This window comes from Gemmatimonadales bacterium (assembly GCA_036279355.1).
Lineage (GTDB): Bacteria > Gemmatimonadota > Gemmatimonadetes > Gemmatimonadales > GWC2-71-9 > DASQPE01.
On record DASUJH010000024.1, the window covers coordinates 60,255 to 78,137 of the forward strand.

Genomic DNA, 17,883 nt, shown 5'->3' on the forward strand with positions numbered 1-17,883 from the left:
GCGGTTGTCGGTGCACCTGAGATCCCTCGCGCCGTGGGCGCTCGCTGCCGGCGCACTGGCCTCGTTCGGCGTCGCGCCGGTTCGCGCGGCGCAGGCGGTGGAGGCGCAAGCCCCCGACCCCGCCGTCGATCGAATCCTCGCCACCCTCTCGCTCCACGACCGCGCCGCGCAGCTCGTGATGCCGTGGCTGCCGGGCACCTACGCATCCGCCGACGACCCATCGGGGGCGACGGTGCGGCGCTGGGTGGATTCGCTGCACGTGGGCGGTCTCATTGTCTCGGTTGGTTCGCCGCTCGATATCGCGGCCAGGCTCAACCGATTGCAGCGGCGCTCGCGGTTGCCGCTCCTCATCGCCTCGGACCTCGAGGAGGGAACCGCGCGGCGGCTCGCAGGCGGCACGGCATTCCCCACCAATATGGGCGTGGCCGCCGGCGGCAGGGAATCCGACGCGTACGCCATGGGCCGCGTGACCGCGGAGGAGGGGCGCGCCGTCGGCATCCGGCTCGCCTTCGCGCCGGTGGCCGACGTGAACAGCAATCCCGACAATCCGATCATCAACGTCCGCTCCTTCGGCGCCGACCCGCGGGCAGTGGCGCGGTTCGTCTCGGCCGAGGTGCGCGGCATGCAGGAGCACGGGGTCCTCGCCACCGTCAAGCATTTCCCCGGTCACGGGGACACCGATATCAACTCGCACCTGTCGCTCCCGGTGATCCACGCCGACTGGGCGCGCCTCGATTCGCTCGAGCTGGTCCCGTTCCGCGCAGCGATCGCGGCGGGTGCGGCGGGCGTCATGTCGGCCCACATCGCGGTGCCGGCGCTCGATGGCGGGCGCACCGAGCCCGGCACGATCGACCCCGGCATGCTCACCGGCGTGCTGCGCGATTCGCTCGGGTTCCGCGGCCTCGTCGTGACCGACGCGCTCGACATGGCCGGCCTGGTCCGGGGCTGGGGCGCGGACGACGCGCCGGTGCTCGCCCTCATGGCGGGCGCCGACCTGCTGCTCCAGCCGGCTGATCCCGACGGCGCCGTCGACGCGATCGTGCGCGCGGTGCGCGACGGCCGGATTACCCGTGCGCGCCTCGACCGGTCAGTGCGCAGGGTACTCGCGATGAAGCATCGCGCGGGACTTTTTCGCCATCGCACGGTACCGCTCGACGGCGTCTCCCGCGCCGTGGGGAGCGCGGAACATCTCGCCGTCGCGAGCGGCGTCGCGACCCGCTCGATCGTACTGCTCGACGACGGTGCCGGCGCGCTCGACAGCCTCCGGAGCGCGCCCCGGCGCGTTGCGCTCGTGGCGTACGGTGAGGAGCCGCAGATTCCGGTGGGCCACGCACTCGCCGCAGGTCTTCGCGATGCAGGCGACACGGTGGCGCTATTCCGCCTCTGGCCCGCGAGCGGACCCGCGAGCTACGACTCGGCACGCGCGCTCCTCGGCGGCGCGGGTACCGCGCTCTTTGCCGTCGCCGTCCGAGCGATCGCCGGCAACGCGCGCGTAGCGATCCCCGATGCACTCGCGGCGCTCATCAACGCGACGGCCCGCAGCCGTGCCACCGTGCTGCTGTCCCTCGGCTCGCCCTACATCATTCGGCAGACGCCGGCGGTCGGCACCTATCTCATCGCCTGGTCGGCGAACCCGATCAGCGAGACCGCCGCCGCCCGCGCATTGAGCGGTGCAGCGATCGGCGGCCGGCTGCCGATCTCCATCCCGCCCGCGTTTCCGCTCGGCGCCGGCCTCGATCGGCCCGAGACCCGCCGCGGGGGAACACCCACCCTCACCTCGGAGCGCCGATGACGCTCGCCGCCGGCGACTGGCTCATCATCGCCGCGTACTTCGCCATCTCCGCCGCCATCGGGTTGGCGTACACCCGTACGGCGGGCAAGTCGCTGGCGGAATATTTCGTCTCCGGCCGCTCGCTCCCCTGGTGGCTCGCGGGGACGAGCATGGTCGCCACCACCTTCGCGGCCGACACGCCGCTCGCCGTGGCCGGGCTCGTCGCGCGCTACGGCGTCGCCGGCAACTGGCTCTGGTGGAACGGCGCGATCTCCGGAATCCTCACCGTGTTCTTCTTTGCGCGGCTCTGGCGGCGCGCGGGCGTCATCACCGACGTCGAGTTCGCGGAGCTGCGCTACGGCGGCCGGCCGGCCGCGGTGCTCCGGGGGTTCCGCGCGCTCTACCTGGCGCTGCCGATCAACCTCATCATCATGGGCTGGGTCACCCGAGCGATGGTGACCATCCTCGAAATCACCCTGCACGTGAACCCCTGGGCCGCGGCGCTCGCGCTCTTTGCCCTCACCGCCATCTACAGCACGCTCTCCGGCCTCTGGGGCGTCATCGTGACCGACGCGTTTCAGTTCTGCGTGGCGATGGGGGGAACGATCCTGCTCGCCGTGCTCGCCGTGAACTCGGTGGGCGGCCTCGACGTGCTGGTCACGAAGAGCGCGGAGCACTTCGGCTCGCCCCAGGCCGCGTTCAGCGTGCTGCCGCCGGCGCACCAGGCATGGCTCCCGCTCTCGACGCTGCTCGTCTTTCTGGGAGTGCAGTGGTGGGCGGCCTGGTATCCGGGCGCCGAGCCGGGCGGCGGCGGCTACATCGCGCAGCGAATCTTCTCGGCCAGAGACGAGCGCCAGGGCCTGCTCGCGACGCTCTGGTTCAACATCGCGCACTACGCGCTGCGCCCCTGGCCCTGGATTCTCGTCGGCTTCGTGAGCGTGCTGCGCTACCCCGGGCTCGCCAACCCGGAGGAAGGGTTCGTGCGGGTGATGGTGGACGTATTACCGTCGCCGGCCAAGGGACTGCTGCTCGCCGCATTCGCGGCCGCCTACATGAGCACGATCAGCACCCACCTCAACTGGGGCGCATCGTACCTCGTCAACGACGTCTATCTTCGCTTCATCCGCCCCGGTGCGAGCCCGCGCGCGCAGGTGCTGGCCTCGCGCATCGCCACGGGCCTCATGATGACCCTCTCGCTCGTCGTCATGGCGTTTCTCTCCGACGTCGAGCAGGGCTGGAAGCTCATCCTCGGTCTCGGCGCGGGCACGGGACTCGTGCTCATCCTCCGCTGGTACTGGTGGCGCATCAACGCCTGGTCCGAGATCAGCGCGATGACGGCGTCCTTCGTCACCGCGGTGGCGTTGCAGCTCGCGCGGGTGGACACGGGCAATACGTCGAGCACCGACTACGCGTTCGCGATGCTGGGGACGGTGGCTGTCACCACTGTCGTCTGGCTCGCCGCGACTTTCGCTACCGCGCCCGAGTCGGCCGAGACGCTGGAGCGGTTCTACCGCCGGGTGCGGCCCGGCGGCGCGGGGTGGCGCCGGGTCTCCAAGCGACTGGGTTACGGAGACGATCCGATCCCGGGCGGCGCGCTCTCATGGATGAACTGGGCCGCGGGCGTCGTGGCGGTCTACGCGGCGGTGTTCGGCACCGGCGCGCTCGTGACGGGGAGGCGCGGATCGGGCGTGGTGTATCTCACCATAGCGGTCGCCGCCTTCGTGTTGATCCAGCGTAACTTGCGCGCCGATCCGCAGCTCACCGCCCGCGTTGACACCGCACCGGCCACTCTCTAGCTTTCGCCGAGAATCAGCGGAGGAGTGTCGCAATGAGCAGCATCGAGCAGCAGGCGCCGGCAGCAGGGTTTGCCCTCACGATTACGTCTCGCGCCGCGCAAGAGGTGCTCAAGTTCATCGCCGCCGAGCAGGTGCCGGCCGACACGGCCGGTCTCCGGGTGAGCGTGCTCCCGGGCGGCTGCTCGGGCTTCAAGTACAGCCTCAACATCGAGGAGCGTCCGCTCGAGGACGACCTGACGTTCGAGGCGGGCGGCGTGCGGGTGTTCGTGGACGGGTTCAGCGCGCAGTACCTGAACGGCGTCACCGTAGACTACGTCTCGTCGATGCAGGGCTCCGGCTTCACCTTCAGCAACCCGAACGCCACCGGCGGCTGCGGCTGCGGGAGCAGCTTTACCGCCTGACCGCGGCGAGGGTGCGCGCGCTGCACCGGTCGTGACTCGAGAAACGGGGGCCTCGGATTCGGGGCCCCCGTTTACCGTTCGTGACTTTCCGTGTACGCTTCGGCCTTGTCCTCCCTCGATCTCTTCGTCATTCTCGCCTACTGTGCCACGTCGCTCGGCGTGGGGCTCTGGGTTGCGCGCAACCCGCGCACCGCGGGCGACTACTTCCTCGGCGCGCGCGACCTTCCGGCGTGGGCCATCCTGCTCTCCATTGTCGCCACCGAGACCTCGGCCATCACGGTCATCTCGATCCCGGGCACCGGCGCCCGCGGCGATCTCACCTTTCTCCAGCTCGCGCTCGGCTTCATCATCGGACGGATCGCCGTCGCCGTGTGGCTTCTGCCCGGCTACTTTCGGGGCGAGCAGGAGACCGCGTACGCGCGGCTCGGCTCGCGCTTCGGCACGGGGACCCGGCGCACGATGTCCGGGATCTTTCTCGTAACCCGGTTCCTCGGTGACGGCGTCAGGATCTTCGCCAGCGCGATTCCGCTGGCGCTCGTGACCGGCTGGAGTGCACCGGTCTCGATCCTCGTCATCGGCACGGTGACGATGGTGTACACCTGGTTCGGCGGCTTCAAGGCCGTGGTCTGGGCCGACGTGTTTCAGTTGAGCGTGTACGTCGCGGGCGGGGTCGTGGCGCTCGCCATCGCATGCCACCTCGCCGGCGGCGTCGAAATGGTGCTGGCGCAGGCGGCCGAGATGGGCAAGCTTCGCATGATCGATCCGACGATCAGCTTTACGCGCACCTACACCCTCCTTGGCGGCCTCATCGGCGGCGCGATGCTCTCGGCGGCCTCACATGGCACCGACCACCTCATCGTGCAACGGCTGCTCGCCTCCCGCTCGCTCCGCGACGCGCGCACCGCCCTCGTGGGATCGGGCTTCGCGGTATTCGCGCAGTTCCTGCTTTTCCTGCTCGTCGGCACCGCAATCTGGGCGGCGGCGGCCGTACCGGCCTCGGCGGCGTCGGATCAGATCTTCCCCCGCTTTGTGATCGAGCGCCTGCCGGCAGGACTCGCGGGACTCGTCGTCGCCGGCATCCTGGCCGCCGCCATGGGCACCCACAGCTCGGCCATCAACGCACTGGCTTCGTCGCTCACGCACGATCTCTACGTGGGCTGGACCGGCCGGCGCGACCCGGTGCACCTGCTGCGGGTGGGACGCCTGTTCTCGGCCGCATGGGCCATCCTGCTCATGGCCGGCGCGCTGCTCTTCTATGCGTTCGATTCCGAGGGGCGGACGCCGGTGGTGGTACTCGCGCTCTCGGTTGCCTCGATCGCGTACGGCGGGCTGCTCGGCGCCTACGTGCTCGCCGGCAAGTGGTCGCGCGCGTCCGGCCGCGACGTCATCGCCGGAGTGGTCGTATCGCTCGCCGTGATGCTCGTCGTGTTCTTTGCGAGCGCGCTCGCGCGGCAGCCGGGGTTGGGCTGGCTCACGCCGGCCGCGCGGCTCGCGTGGCCCTGGTACGTGCCGCTCGGCACGCTGCTCACCGTGGGCGTGGCCCTTCTTGCCGGCCGATTCGCGCCGGCGCCGGCGCGGGGAAAGGCGATATGGATCGAGTCCTGATCGGCGTCGACGCGGGCGGCAGCAAAACGAGCGCCGTGGTGGCCGAGGGAGAGACCGTGCTTGCCCGCACCACCGGACCGGGCGCGGCGATGCGGCCGGGCCGCGCGCTCGCGAGCGCCACCACGATCACCGATGTGGCCCGGCACGCGCTGGCCGAGGCGCGCCGTCCGCAGGCGGAGCTGCTCGTGGTCGGTGCGGCCGGTGCGGGCCGCGCGCCGGAACGGGAGGAGCTAGGGGCAGCGCTCCGAAGTGAAGGCGTCGCGCGGCGCGTCGTTGTGACGACCGACATCGAGATTGCGCTCGCGGCCGCGTTCGGCGAGGCGCCGGGGATGGTGGTGAGCGGAGGGACCGGCAGTGTCGCGGCGGGCCGGGGGGCGGATGGCGCGCTCGTCCGCATGGGCGGCTACGGCTGGCAGATGGGCGACGAGGGGAGCGGCTACGCGATCGGCCGCGCCGCGCTTGGCACCGTGAGTCGCGCGCGGGATGGGCGTGGACCCGCGACGGCGTTGAGCGATCGGCTGCTCGCCGCCACCCGGAGCGAAGACTTCGACGCTCTGGTCCGCTGGGCGGCGGGTGCCAATGCGGCCGAGGTCGCCGCACTCGCACCGCATGTGCTGGAGGTGGCGGCACAGGGCGACGTCGTCGCGCAGGGCATTGCAGACTATGCGGCGCGCGAGCTGTCTCAGCTCGCGCTCTGTCTCCGGCCGCTGCTCCAAGGCAACGGCGCGATTCCGGTGGTGCTCGCCGGTGGATTGCTCGAATCGAGCGCCGGCCTCCGGCGCGCGGTGCGGCAGAAGCTCGACGGCGGAGCGGGCGTACGCGTCATGGAGCAGACGGCGGACGCGGCGCTTGGTGCGCTGGCATTGGCCCGCCGGCTCGATGCCGGCGGCGATGAACGTGCGATCCGCTAGGGGGGCTAACCGCCGCGCCGCACACGCGGGTCACTGGTGGAACGACCCAGCCACCACCACCATCCATCCCCACTTCCAGCCCTGACAACCACCAGTGGCCCTGCGCGGCTCGCCTGAGCGTGGAGCGGAGCCCCGGCCGGCGAGCGATGTAGGATAGGAGTCGAGGTGGGGATGCTGACGTGAGCTACGTCACGTTTCCGACGTGCAGTCTGCTGCGCCAGTAGCCGTATCCGAAGTAGAGCACGAGCCCGATCGCGAGCCAGAGCCCAAAGCGCTCCCAAGCCTGGTGGGGCAGTCCCTTCATGACGAAGACGCAGAGCAAGGCCGATATGATCGAGACCGGCCAGACGAACGGCACCCGGAATGGGCGGTGGCGCTCCGGTTCCTTGTAGCGCAGCACGAGCACGCCGATCGAGACCAGCGCGAACGCGAAGAGGGTGCCGATGTTGGTGAGGTCGTAGGTTTCTCCCGCGTCGCCCACCATCGCCGCGAGTGCCACGAGGACGCCGGTGATGAGCGTCGTGACGTAGGGGGTGCGGAAGCGGCCGTGCACCTTGGCGGCCCAGGAGGGGAGCAGTCCGTCGCGCGCCATGGAGAAGAAAATGCGCGGCTGCCCGTACTGGAACACCAGCAGCACGGCGGCCATCGAGACCACCGCGCCGAGCGAGATGATCCAGCCGACCGTGGTGTAGCCGGCGAGGTTGAGCGCCTCCGCCAGCGGATCGGCCACCGCGAGCTTCTGATACTTCACCATGCCGGTAAGCACCGCGCCGATCACGATGTAGATCACCGTGCACACCGCGAGGCCGCCCAGGATGCCAATCGGCAGGTTGCGCTGCGGATTCTTGGTTTCCTCGGCGGCGGTCGAGATCGCGTCGAATCCGATGTAGGCGAAGAAGACGATCGCCGCGCCCTGGTGGATGCCCCGGAAGCCGTTCGGCGCGAATGGGTGGTAGTTGGCCGGATCGATGTGGGTGAGCCCCGCCACCACGAAGAGCGCGAGCACCAGCAGCTTGATGGTCACCATGATGTTGTTCGCGCGCGCGCTCTCACGTACGCCGCGGAGCAGGAGCCAGGTGATCAGCATGACGATGGCGAACGCGGGCACGTTGAGCAGCACCGGCACGCCGGCCACCCGCGGCGCAGAATAAAGGAGACCGTGCACGGCCGGATCCGGGCTCAGCAGGGCCGTCCGGTATCCGGTCGTGAGCCATACCGGCGGTTGCGCGCCGATGGAGCCGAGCAGGTTGCTGAAATACCCGCCCCAGGAGATGGCCACCGCGACGTTGCCGACCGCGTACTCCAGGATCAGGTCCCACCCGATGATCCACGCCACCAGCTCGCCCAGCGTGGCATAGGTGTATGCGTACGCGCTCCCCGCCTGCGGAATCATCGCGGCGAGCTCCGCGTAACAGAGCCCGGCGAGGGCGCAGGCAAATCCCAGCAGCACGAACGAGAGCACGAGCGCCGGTCCGGCGCCGACCCGGACGACGTTGCCCGCCGCGTCCAGCTGCCCCGCCGCCGCCGTGCCGATGGCGCTGAAGATGCCCGCGCCGATCACGGCCCCGATCGCGAGCATGATGAGATCGCCCGCCCCGAGCGCGCGCTTGAGCGCGTTCGGGTTGTCGCCCTCAGCGAGCAGCTGGCTGATCGGCTTTCGCTGGAAGAGTTGGCGCATTAGAAGAAGGACACGGTGATCGTGGTCGAGCCGGGAACCGGCGCGCCCGCCGGAGACCGGGCGGGCCGGAATCGGTAGTTGCGCATCGTCTCCTCGAACTTTCGGGCAAAGCCGCCGTCACGGATGGCCGGCGTGATGGTCACGCGGTCAACGGCGCCATCGGGACCGACGAAGAAGGTGACCTCGACCTGCGTGCCGCGCAACGAGGAGGGTGCATCGGGCGGCGGCAACACGAGTTGTCGCGGCTCCGGCGCCGTGCCCCGACCGCGTTCGCCCCCGAAGGCCGGCCCCGTTCCCGTCCCCCGCCCTGATCCCTCCGCACTGCCATCCGTCACGCCACCAGCACCGCCGCCTTCACCGGGTCTGGTCCCCGACGCGGAGCCCGCCCCGCCGACGCCCGCGACCGGCGGCGCCGTATCGGCCCGCGCGGCCGAATCGACTCGGGAAAATGTGTCGGCCGTCGCATCGGCGACCGGGACCGGTCGGGGCTCGAGTGTCTTGGGACGCGGCTGCGGCGCGGATCGTTTGAGCGTCGGTGCCGGCCGGGCTCGTGGCGCCGGGCCGCGGGCCGGAGATAACGAATGCTCGGACGCCGGCGCGCCGTCCGCGGCCGGCCCGCCAATATACGCCATGACGGAGGCGCGGGCACCGCCCGCGCCCCCGCGCGGCATGCCCGGGATGCCCGGCACACGCGTCCGGACCCATGCGCGCCCCGCGTCTGAGACGAGCACGAGCACAACTGCCGCGTGCAGTGCCACGGAGAGCCAGAGGGCTCCCCGATGGCGTTGGCGCGGCGGAAGCCGCATCGACGGCGGGATCGGCGGACGCATCTCCGGTCGTACGGGCCGCGCCCCGCGCGGCCGCCTTACCGGTTCGCTTCCCTCGGCGTGAAGCCGATGATCTGGACCCCGGCGCCCCGTGCGATGTCCATTGCCTCGATGACGTCCTGATAGATCCGGTTGGGACCGGCCTGGATGAACAGCAGCTTGGCCGGGCGATTGTCGAACACCGCGTGGATCTGCGCCTCGAGCTGACTCTTCGGCACCGGCTGCGAGTTGATGGCGTAGCTACCGTCGTTGGCCAGTTGCAGCACGATCTGGTTGCTCGCCGACGTGCTCGCGGTCGTCGAATTGGGCGGCGGCACCTGGACGTCGATGGCCTTCCGCCCGAGGGGCTGGGTGATCATGAAAATGATCAGCAGCACGAGGAGCACGTCGATCATCGGCGTGACGTTGATGTCCGACTGCACCGCCGCCGACGATCCTGTGGTCATCGCCATGTCACTTCTTCTCCTTGTCGTGCGACAGATCGCCGAACATCCCGCCCTTGACCGGCTCCGTAATGGCCGACATCACGCGCACCCCGGCCTGCCGGGCGGTCTCGACCGCGTCCTGGATCCGGCTGTACTTGAGGTGGTTGTCCGCCTTGAAGTAAAGAATCTTGTCTTCCGACCGGCTGGCATAGATCGACCGGAGCTGGTCGGCGAGAGCAGCGTCCGGCAGCGGCCGCCCATTGAGGAAGTACTGGCCGCTCTCGTCGATGCCGAGCACCACCTCGTTGTCGCCCTCGGGGCGCGAGTCCAGGTTCTTGCCCTTGGGAAGCGTCGCCTTGAAGCCAGCGGCGATAAGGGGCGTCACGATCATGAAGATGATCAGGAGCACCAGCATGACGTCGATCATCGGCGTCACGTTGATGTCCGACTTGACCGACGTGACGCCGGCGCTAGGACTACTGGTGGATATGGCCACTGCCGCTCACCGCCTTCTGCGCCTGGAACTCCTTGGTGAAGATCGAACGCCCGAACTCGCTCCCGACGCTCTTGATGAGGTAGTCGATGAGCTCCTTCGACGTGTAGGTCATCTCGACCGTGAGGTTCTCGATCTTGGTCGTGAAGTAGTTGTAGGCCCAGACCGCCGGGATGGCGACGATGAGGCCGAACGCGGTGGTGATCAGCGCCTCCGCGATACCGGCCGAGATCGCCGCCAGGCCGCCCGACGCGCCCTGCTGTGCCATGCCCACGAACGCGGTCACGATGCCCATGACCGTGCCAAGCAGACCGACGAACGGCGCGGTCGAGCCGACCGTGCCGAGCACCCCGAGACCGCGCTTGAAGTCGGCGAGCGTAATGAGCATCTGGCGCTCCACCGCGCGCTCGGCCGAATTGATGTCGGCCGCGGTGATGGTCGCGCGGTCGCGCAGGAGCGGCTTTACCTCGGCCAGCGCTTCGCCGAGCACCCGGGACACGTGGCTCCGCTTGTTCCGTTCCGCCAGCGTGATCGCCTGATCGAGGTTCTCCTCCTGGATCGCGCGGGAGAACTGTGGTGCAAAGCGGCGCGTCTCTGACTCGCTGCGCTTCACCTGGATCAGCTTCGTGATCACGATGCTGAGCGAGTAGATCGACATGATCGCCATCACGAAGACGATGCCCTTGGCGAAGGGGCCCATCGTGTGCCACAGGTTCAAGAGATCGAGATTCATGTTATGTGCGTCTCCTCGGACGACGTGTGCGCGAGCGTTTACTCGCGGCCTGCGTGACTATTGACCGACCTTGAACGACATCGCCTGCTGCACCAGTTGCCGCACCGGCCTTCCGTGAAACCGGGCCGGCTTGAACACCGATTTCATGATGGCCTCCTTGGCCGGCTCCTCGAAGGCCTTATTGGTGGACGAGACCACCTTGAACGACGGCGGTTCGGCGTGACCCGTCGTGTCCACGATGTACTGTACGACAACCCGACCCGCCACCCCCGCGCTCTGGAGCACGGGCGGATAGCGCGGCAGCGGCTGCGAGATCGGTTGCGCCGGATCATCGAGCTGCGCCTCGGTGAACACTTCGGCCTTCACGTCGACCGGGCCCGTACCGCCCGCCACGCCGGTCGCGATGCCCCCCTCGATGCCCTTGCCGGTGAAATCCTTGGGGTCGAACGCCTTCTGCTTCAGGTCCACCGGCGGGATCACCTTGGGAATCTCGGTCGGCGGCACGACGGTCTGGAATCCCTTCGGCGGGGGATTCACGGTCACGACCTGTTCCGGTGGCGGCTGCTCGGGCGGCGGCGGCGGGGGTGGCGGAGGCTTGAGGAACACCATCGTGGTGTCCACCGGCTTGTCCTTGATGGTCTCGGCCACGCCTTGCGTGGCTTTGACGGCGAGAAAGATCAGCGCGCCATGCACGGCCAGGGAGAGCACCGTCTGGCCGAACGACCGCTGCCTTTTCGCCTTTGACTCGAGCAGGTTTTCGAACACGCAACGACCTCCCTGGGTGGGAACTCGACGGCGAGAAGCTAGCACCGCCCGATGGCGGGGTCGTTGATCGAAGATGACAATTCGGTGACAACGGGATTAGCGCTTACGAATGCGTGCCGTGCGGGCCGGTGCGTGACCGCTGCTGCCGTGCGTCGCGAGGTGGTGCATCACCTGATCGAGCAGATCGACCGCACGCGCCAGCGTGGCACGATCCGGGTCGCCGAGGGTCCGCAGCTCGCCCGCGAGCAACGCGATGCGCCGTGCCCGCCCGCGCTGGAGGAGGCGCCGGCCGCGCGCCGTGGCCCTGAGGCGGATGGCACGCCGGTCGTGCGGGTCGGGCTGCCGCGCCACCAGGCCCTGCTGCTCGAGCGCCTGGACCAGCCGCACCATCGTCGGGGGCCGGACCTGCTCCGCGTCGGCCAGGGCGCGCAAGGTACAGGGACCGCCGAACACGAGCACCGACAGCGCCGAGAGCCGGGGCGCCGAGAGGCCGGTGGCCGCATCCACCCGCCGGAGCCCCCGGAGGAGGTGGACCGCGGCCGAGTGCAGCCGGTCGGCAAGGGGGGCGAGGTCGCGGGGGCCGCGGCTTGCGGGCGGCCGCGTCATCCAGTATGATCGTTAGCACTGCTAACCATCATTCCCATTCCCCTGGAGGACGCCATGACCGCTGCCGCCCCCGGCCTCGAGCGCGTCGTGCAGCTTGCGCTCACCGTCCGCGACCTGCCGCGGGCCGTCGCGTTCTATCGCGACGTGCTGGGCCTGCCTTTCCTCTTCGACGCGCCGCCGCAGATGGCGTTCTTCGAGTGCGGCGGCATCCGGCTCCTGATCGGCGCGGGACACGCGGGACCTCCCGCGCCGAGCGGCTCCGTCGTCTACTTCGCCACGCACGACATCCAGGCGAGCCACGCGGCGCTCGCGGCCGCGGGCGTCGCCTTCGCGCAGCCGCCGCAGCGCATCGCCCGGCTCCCGACCTCCGACGTGTGGTTGGCCGAATTCGACGACCCCGACGGCAATCATCTCGCGCTCATGAGCGAGGTGCCGCGCTAGCTGCGCCATCGGCGGCGCCCTGCGGCACGGCATCGGGCGCGCCGTCTGCGCGTGCGTCGGCGGCCGGGGGCACGGCGGGCGCAGCCGAGCCCGCGGCGGGCAGCCGCACCGTGAAGGTCGTCCCGCGCCCCGGCCGGCTCTGCACCGTAATCGCCCCGCCGTGCGCCTCGGCGATCCACTTCGTGATCGCGAGACCGAGGCCGGTGCCGGCCCGCTCGCCGGTCCGGGAGCGCGCCGGATCGGCCCGCCAGAATCGGTCGAAAATGTGCGGCAGGTCGCCCGGCGCGATCCCGATGCCGGTGTCCTGCACCACGAGCGTCACGACCCCGTCGGCCTCCGTCAGGCTCAACCCGACCTGGCCGCCGGGTGGGGTGTACTTGATCGCGTTGGTCACGAGGTTGAGCAGCATCTCCCGGATGCGGTGCCGGTCCATCGGAAGCCGCACCGGCGCCGGCGGCATCCGGGTCGAGACGACCACCTGCGCGTCTTCGCCCAGCATCCCCGCGGTTTCCGACACGTCGGCCACGACCTCGCGGAGATCGCCTTCCTCCAGGCTGAGCGGTGCGCGGCCCTCGTCGACGCGAGCGAGGGTGAGCAGGTTGTCGACCATCTCCGTCATCTGATTCAACTGCTCGAGTGTCTCGTCCAGCGACTGCATGACCTCGCGCGGGGTCTGGGGATGGGTGAGTCCGCGCTCCACACCGGCGCGGAGCACCATGAGCGGCGTTTTGAGCTCGTGGCTCGCGTCGGCGGTGAAACGGCGGAGGCTCGCGAAGCTCTGCTCCAGCCGCGCGAGCATCCCGTTGATCGTCACCGCGACCCGCGCGACCTCATCGCTTGCCGGCGGCAGCGCCACCCGGCGGTGCAGGCTGCGGCCGTCGGTAATGGCCTCGACCTCCTCCATGATTCCGAGCAGCGGCTGCACGCTGGTCCGTGCGAGCCAGTAGCCCAGCGCAAGCGACGCCGCCAGCACGAGCGGCGCGATGAGCAGCATCGACTCGAGCAGCGCACTCGGCCCATACGACGCTTCGGCCGTCGCGGTCGCGACCAGCAGCGCGCCGATGCCGGGGCCCGCGGAATCCACCCGCACCGCGAGATAGCGAACCGAGCCGAGCGGCGGGTCGAAGTCGATGACTCCGCTCGCGCGCGGGCCGCGGAGCGGCTGCAGCGGCGCCGAGAGCCGCTCGAATTCGCTGGCGGCGAGGGGGCGGGTGACGCCGGAGAGGCCCACGACGTTGCCCGAAGTGTCGGCCACAATGAGGTAGTCGCGGAACGCCTCGAGGTAGGCGCTGATGCCGGGGTCGAGCGCGGGGCTCGGGGCGTCGGTCACGAGCCGCCCAAGTACGCGGTACGATTCGACCAGCCAGCGGGTGGCCACGTCGGCTTCGATCGTGAGCCTGCGGTCCAGCTCGTGCCGGCTCGCCTGCTGGCGCTCGTAGTACAGGGCCGTGCCGAACGCCAGCACGGTGAGCCCGAGCGCCACCGAGTACCACACCGTGAGGCGGCGGCGGATCGAGCTCATGTCACTCCCTCACCACGTATCCCACTCCGCGCACCGTGTGCACCAGCTTCTGCGCGTGTCCCGAATCGACCTTCTTCCTGAGCCGGTTGATCACGACGTCGACGATGTTGGTGCCGGGATCGAAGTGGTAGTCCCAGGCGTATTCGGTGATGAGGGTGCGCGACATGACCCGCCCGGCGTGGCGCATCAGGTACTCGAGCACCGTGTATTCCTTGGGCGTGAGCTCGATCGCATGGCCCGCACGCCGCACGCCGCGGGTGGCGGTGTCGAGCTCGAGGTCGGCCACCTTGAGCACCGGCGCCTGCAGCTCCTTGGGCCGGCGGCCCAGCGCCTCGACCCGCGCCAGCAGCTCCTCGAAGGCGAACGGCTTGGTGACGTAGTCGTCCGCGCCCATGCGGAGCGCCTGCACCTTGAAGTCCACCGTATCCTGGGCCGTGAGCACGAGGATCGGGGTCGTGATGCCGCGGTCGCGCAGCGTGCGCAGCACCTCGAAGCCGGTCATGCCGGGCAACCGGAGGTCGAGCACCAGCAGGTCATAGTGGCTGCCTGACGCGAGGCGGAGCCCCTCCATCCCATCGTCGACCAGATCGGCCTGCATCAGGTGCTCCTCGAGCCCACGCTTCACGTACTGGCCAACCGTGCGGTCGTCCTCGATCACGAGCACCTTCATGCGCCCGCCGCCGGGAGCACCACCCGAAACGTCGACCCCGCCCCCGGCAGGCTTTCCAACTCGATCCGGCCGCCATGCTCGGCGACGATGCCGTAACAGATCGAAAGGCCGAGCCCCGTGCCTTTGCCCGGCGGCTTGGTGGTGTAGAACGGCTCGAAGATCTTCGACTGATCCGCCCGCGCGATGCCGGGACCCGTATCCATCACTTCGACATATACCTCGGCCGCGCTCGCGCCGCACCCGGTTCGCAAGGTGAGCCGGCCGCCCGCGTCCATCGCGTCCACCGCATTCAGCATGAGCGCCATCAGCACCTGCGCGAGCTGCTCGGCGTTCGCGCGGGCGGGTGGAAGCGCCGGGTCGAGCTCGCGCGCCACCTCGAGCTGGCCGAAGCGCGCGTGATGGGTGAGCAGGAAGAGCGTCTCGTCCACCACCGCGTTGAGCACCACCTTCCGCTTCGCACGGCCCTTGGGCCGGCTGAAGTCGAGCAGTCCGTTCACGATCCGGGTGCAGCGGTCCACCTCGCGATCGATCATGCCGAGATAGTCGCGCACCGCGGGCGCGGCCGCGCCGGCGAACTCATCGAGGCGGCCCTCGATTGCGGCGACGCAGGCGCCGATCGTCGCCAGCGGATTGTTGATCTCGTGCATGACGCCCGCGGCGAGCTGACCGATCGCGGCCAGCTTCTCGTGCTGGAGAATGCGCGCCTGCGTGAGGCGTGCGTCGGTCACGTCCTCGCCGATGGTGATGACGTGGGTGATCGCATCGCCGCCAAGCCGCATGGGCGTCTTGCTGATGCGATACCAGTGCGTCGCGCCGTCGCGGCTCACCTCCAGCTCTTCCTGCGTGGCCTCGCCCGTCTCGAACACCCGGTCGAATTCCGCCCGGAGCACGTCGGCCGGCTGGCGGGTAAGCACGTCGAACACCGGCCGGCCCACGACCACGTCGCGCCGGAGTCCCTGGGTGCCTGTTTCCCTGTTGCGGTTCCAGATCTGGATTCGGTACTCGCGGTCCACGACGTAGAGACCCACCGGCAGGCTGTCGATGATGAGGCTGATGAAGCGGCGCTGCTCGTCGATTTCGCGGGACTGGATCGCGACCTCGTGCGCCAGATCGGCCGAGAGCTCGGTGGCCACGAGCCACGGCGTAAGCAGGTCGGCCAGCACGCCGAGGAGCGCGCCGTCGGGCGGCGGGCCGGCAAACCGGGCCTCCAGGATTCCGACTTGCTCGCCATCCTGCGCGAGCGGAACCCGTATCGTCTGCGGACCCGCGGCAGGGAGCCGCGCGAGTGACTCGACGGGGCCATCCGCCAGGCCGGCGTCCAGCGCTTCGGCCGGGCTCCGGGTCGGCGACGCGATCGGCCGGAACCGCGTGCCGCCAGGCTCTCGCACCCACAGCGCGGCCGTGCGCGCGCCAAGGCCGCCCCGCATCCGCTCGGTGAGGGCGCGTGCCGTTGCCTCGAACCCGAGCCCCGCGTTGAGGAGCTTGCCGACGTCCCGCAGCAGCTCGAGCTCGGTGCTCACGGCAGGCGCTGCCTCATGATCGCCGCCGCGCGCCTGTCGCGAGCGCGACGCTGAGGATTCGCCATTCCGTGCCGATGCGGCGCATGACGAGATGCTCCACCCGGTCCGACTCGACCATCCGGTCGGCGCGCGGCACCCGCTCCCGACTCACCAGCCAGACCGCGGCGAGATCCCCCTCCTGTCGCGTGTCCGCGCGCAGGATGCGCACGTCCGACGGCGGCCCCGCGGCCGGGTCCCAGCGCGGGAGCACCGCGCTGCGGGCCGAATCGATTCCCAGGACCTCGGGCCCATCCGCCGTTGCCACCTCGTAGGTGGCGCCTTTCCAGAAGAGGTCCCGGAGCGCGGGCCAGTCCCGCGTCGACAATCCGTGGGTGTACGCGACAAGCAGGTGCTGGATGGCGTCATCATCGCGCCGCGAGCCCGTGGGCGTGTGGTCCTCGATGCGGCATGCGGCGAGGCCGATCAGGCACAGTCCAATTGCCGCCCGGCGGAAGCGGAACATGAAACTCCGTCAACGAGATGATTCGGCCGAAAGATACTCGAAGCCGCCGGTGCCGCGGGCCCGCGACGGATCGGGCCCGCGACGGATCGACGTGCAGCCGTGGCCCTGCTACGCGAGCCCGTGGATCTGCGCCAGCAGCTCGGCGTCCTCCCGCCGCGTGCTCGGGGTGTCCTCCGCGTAGGTCCAGCGCACCATGCCATCGCGGTCGATCAGTACGTACGCGCGGTTGGAGAAGAAGGTGGACTCCATGAGGGTGCCGTAGCGCCGGCTCACCTCGCGCTTGAAGTCGCTCAGCAGCTCCACCGAAAACCGCTCCTTGGCCTTGAACTCCTTCAGCGTGGGGATGGAGTCGACGCTGATCGGCAGCACCTCGGTGCGGGCATCGCGGAATTGCCCGTAATCGGCGGAGAGCTCGCAGACCTCCGCCGTGCAGGTGCTGGTGAACGCGAGGGGAAAGAACGCGAGCAACACGTTCTTGCCACGGAGAGCGGAGAGCGTGACGTTCTGCCCCGACGTGGACGGAAGCGTGAAGTCGGGCGCGGGCGTGCCCACGGCGGGCAGCGTCGAGGGAGACCCGCTCACTTGCGGGCCTGGTCGTAGCGCTTCGCCACCTCGGTCCAGTTGAGCACGTTCCACCACGCCGCGACGTAGTCCGGCCGCCGGTTCTGATACTTGAGGTAGTACGCATGCTCCCAGACGTCGCACCCCATGACCGGCGTCTTGCCATCCATGACGGGGCTGTCCTGGTTCGCAGTGCTCTCGATCGCGAGCGTACCCGATCGGTCCATGGTGAGCCAGCCCCACCCGCTGCCGAACCGCCCGCCGCACGCCTTGGCGAACTGTTCCTTGAACTTGGCGAACCCGCCGAACGTCTTGTCGATTGCCGCCGCGAGCGGACCGCCCGGCTCCTTGGCACCGCCCGGGCGCATGATCTCCCAGAACATCGTGTGGTTGGCGTCGCCGCCGCCGTTGTTGCGTACGGCCGTGCGAATGGATTCCGGCACCGCGCCGAGATTGCCGATCAGCTCCATGAGCGACTTGCCCTGAAGCGAGGGCTGCCCCTCGAGCGCCGCGTTGAGGTTGTTGACGTACGCCGCGTGATGCTTGTCGTGATGGAGCCGCATCGTCTCTTCATCGATGTACGGCTCCAGGGCGTTGTAGGCGTAGGGGAGTGGGGGAAGGGTAAAGGCCATGGCTGCGCTACCTCGAGTGATGGC

General features: G+C 69.7%; 19 protein-coding genes. 6 read left to right on the forward strand and 13 right to left on the reverse strand.

Features of this window, described 5'->3' with window-relative positions; all coding sequences use genetic code 11:
• Positions 1 to 10: 10 nt before the first annotated feature.
• The 5 genes from VFW66_06140 to VFW66_06160 all read left to right on the forward strand — a co-directional run bounded on the left by VFW66_06140 (position 11) and on the right by VFW66_06160 (position 6,484).
• On the forward strand, positions 11 to 1,792 hold the full coding sequence (locus VFW66_06140; GenBank protein HEX5386256.1) for a glycoside hydrolase family 3 N-terminal domain-containing protein: 1,782 nt from the start codon (positions 11 to 13) through the stop codon (positions 1,790 to 1,792).
• Positions 1,789 to 3,567 carry a sodium:solute symporter family protein gene (locus VFW66_06145; protein HEX5386257.1) on the forward strand — a complete coding sequence of 593 codons (1,779 nt, stop codon included), beginning with the start codon at positions 1,789 to 1,791 and terminating at the stop codon, positions 3,565 to 3,567. The genes VFW66_06140 and VFW66_06145 overlap by 4 nt, the downstream gene beginning before the upstream one ends.
• Positions 3,568 to 3,599: 32 nt before the next feature.
• Positions 3,600 to 3,968 (forward strand): iron-sulfur cluster assembly accessory protein, encoded by a 369-nt coding sequence (locus tag VFW66_06150; GenBank protein HEX5386258.1) that lies wholly within the window; start codon positions 3,600 to 3,602, stop codon positions 3,966 to 3,968.
• A 105-nt stretch (positions 3,969 to 4,073) separates the two neighbouring features.
• A complete protein-coding gene (locus tag VFW66_06155) occupies positions 4,074 to 5,573 on the forward strand; it encodes a sodium:solute symporter (protein ID HEX5386259.1) in 1,500 nt (499 codons plus the stop codon).
• Positions 5,558 to 6,484 carry a BadF/BadG/BcrA/BcrD ATPase family protein gene (locus tag VFW66_06160; GenBank protein ID HEX5386260.1) on the forward strand — a complete coding sequence of 309 codons (927 nt, stop codon included), beginning with the start codon at positions 5,558 to 5,560 and terminating at the stop codon, positions 6,482 to 6,484. Before VFW66_06155 ends, VFW66_06160 begins: the two co-directional genes overlap by 16 nt.
• A gap of 184 nt (positions 6,485 to 6,668) precedes the next feature.
• Here the strand turns inward: VFW66_06160 and VFW66_06165 are convergent, their stop codons facing one another.
• The 7 genes from VFW66_06165 to VFW66_06195 form a co-directional block, all read right to left on the reverse strand.
• The gene (locus VFW66_06165; protein HEX5386261.1) at positions 6,669 to 8,162 is read right to left on the reverse strand and encodes an amino acid permease; all 1,494 of its coding nucleotides are present in this window, start codon (positions 8,160 to 8,162) and stop codon (positions 6,669 to 6,671) included.
• Positions 8,162 to 8,395 carry an energy transducer TonB gene (locus tag VFW66_06170; GenBank protein HEX5386262.1) on the reverse strand — a complete coding sequence of 78 codons (234 nt, stop codon included), beginning with the start codon at positions 8,393 to 8,395 and terminating at the stop codon, positions 8,162 to 8,164. The genes VFW66_06165 and VFW66_06170 overlap by 1 nt, the downstream gene beginning before the upstream one ends.
• Before the next feature lie 632 nt (positions 8,396 to 9,027).
• Complete coding sequence (locus tag VFW66_06175; protein HEX5386263.1) at positions 9,028 to 9,441, reverse strand: biopolymer transporter ExbD; 414 nt, start codon at positions 9,439 to 9,441, stop codon at positions 9,028 to 9,030.
• Between the two features lies 1 nt (position 9,442).
• Entirely contained in the window at positions 9,443 to 9,910 is a 468-nt protein-coding gene (locus tag VFW66_06180; protein HEX5386264.1) for a biopolymer transporter ExbD, read from the reverse strand.
• Positions 9,891 to 10,640 (reverse strand): MotA/TolQ/ExbB proton channel family protein, encoded by a 750-nt coding sequence (locus VFW66_06185; protein ID HEX5386265.1) that lies wholly within the window; start codon positions 10,638 to 10,640, stop codon positions 9,891 to 9,893. Before VFW66_06185 ends, VFW66_06180 begins: the two co-directional genes overlap by 20 nt.
• Positions 10,641 to 10,697: 57 nt before the next feature.
• Positions 10,698 to 11,405: a TonB family protein gene (locus VFW66_06190; GenBank protein HEX5386266.1), complete on the reverse strand. Its 708-nt coding sequence runs from the start codon at positions 11,403 to 11,405 to the stop codon at positions 10,698 to 10,700.
• A gap of 96 nt (positions 11,406 to 11,501) precedes the next feature.
• Positions 11,502 to 12,011 carry a MarR family transcriptional regulator gene (locus tag VFW66_06195; protein HEX5386267.1) on the reverse strand — a complete coding sequence of 170 codons (510 nt, stop codon included), beginning with the start codon at positions 12,009 to 12,011 and terminating at the stop codon, positions 11,502 to 11,504.
• Positions 12,012 to 12,065: 54 nt separating this feature from the next.
• Here VFW66_06195 and VFW66_06200 point away from each other — a divergent pair, with 54 nt between their 5' ends.
• Entirely contained in the window at positions 12,066 to 12,452 is a 387-nt protein-coding gene (locus VFW66_06200) for a VOC family protein (GenBank protein HEX5386268.1), read from the forward strand.
• Here the strand turns inward: VFW66_06200 and VFW66_06205 are convergent.
• From VFW66_06205 to VFW66_06230, 6 genes are all read right to left on the reverse strand, one after another.
• On the reverse strand, positions 12,430 to 13,974 hold the full coding sequence (locus VFW66_06205) for an ATP-binding protein (protein HEX5386269.1): 1,545 nt from the start codon (positions 13,972 to 13,974) through the stop codon (positions 12,430 to 12,432). The genes VFW66_06200 and VFW66_06205 overlap by 23 nt on opposite strands.
• A gap of 1 nt (position 13,975) precedes the next feature.
• Positions 13,976 to 14,644 (reverse strand): response regulator transcription factor, encoded by a 669-nt coding sequence (locus VFW66_06210; protein HEX5386270.1) that lies wholly within the window; start codon positions 14,642 to 14,644, stop codon positions 13,976 to 13,978.
• On the reverse strand, positions 14,641 to 16,164 hold the full coding sequence (locus VFW66_06215) for an ATP-binding protein (protein HEX5386271.1): 1,524 nt from the start codon (positions 16,162 to 16,164) through the stop codon (positions 14,641 to 14,643). Before VFW66_06215 ends, VFW66_06210 begins: the two co-directional genes overlap by 4 nt.
• Before the next feature lie 13 nt (positions 16,165 to 16,177).
• Positions 16,178 to 16,666: a nuclear transport factor 2 family protein gene (locus VFW66_06220; protein HEX5386272.1), complete on the reverse strand. Its 489-nt coding sequence runs from the start codon at positions 16,664 to 16,666 to the stop codon at positions 16,178 to 16,180.
• A 108-nt stretch (positions 16,667 to 16,774) separates the two neighbouring features.
• Positions 16,775 to 17,248 carry a redoxin domain-containing protein gene (locus tag VFW66_06225; GenBank protein ID HEX5386273.1) on the reverse strand — a complete coding sequence of 158 codons (474 nt, stop codon included), beginning with the start codon at positions 17,246 to 17,248 and terminating at the stop codon, positions 16,775 to 16,777.
• Positions 17,245 to 17,859, reverse strand: coding sequence for a superoxide dismutase (locus VFW66_06230; protein ID HEX5386274.1), 615 nt, complete (start codon positions 17,857 to 17,859; stop codon positions 17,245 to 17,247). The genes VFW66_06225 and VFW66_06230 overlap by 4 nt, the downstream gene beginning before the upstream one ends.
• Between the last annotated feature and the right edge of the window lie 24 nt (positions 17,860 to 17,883).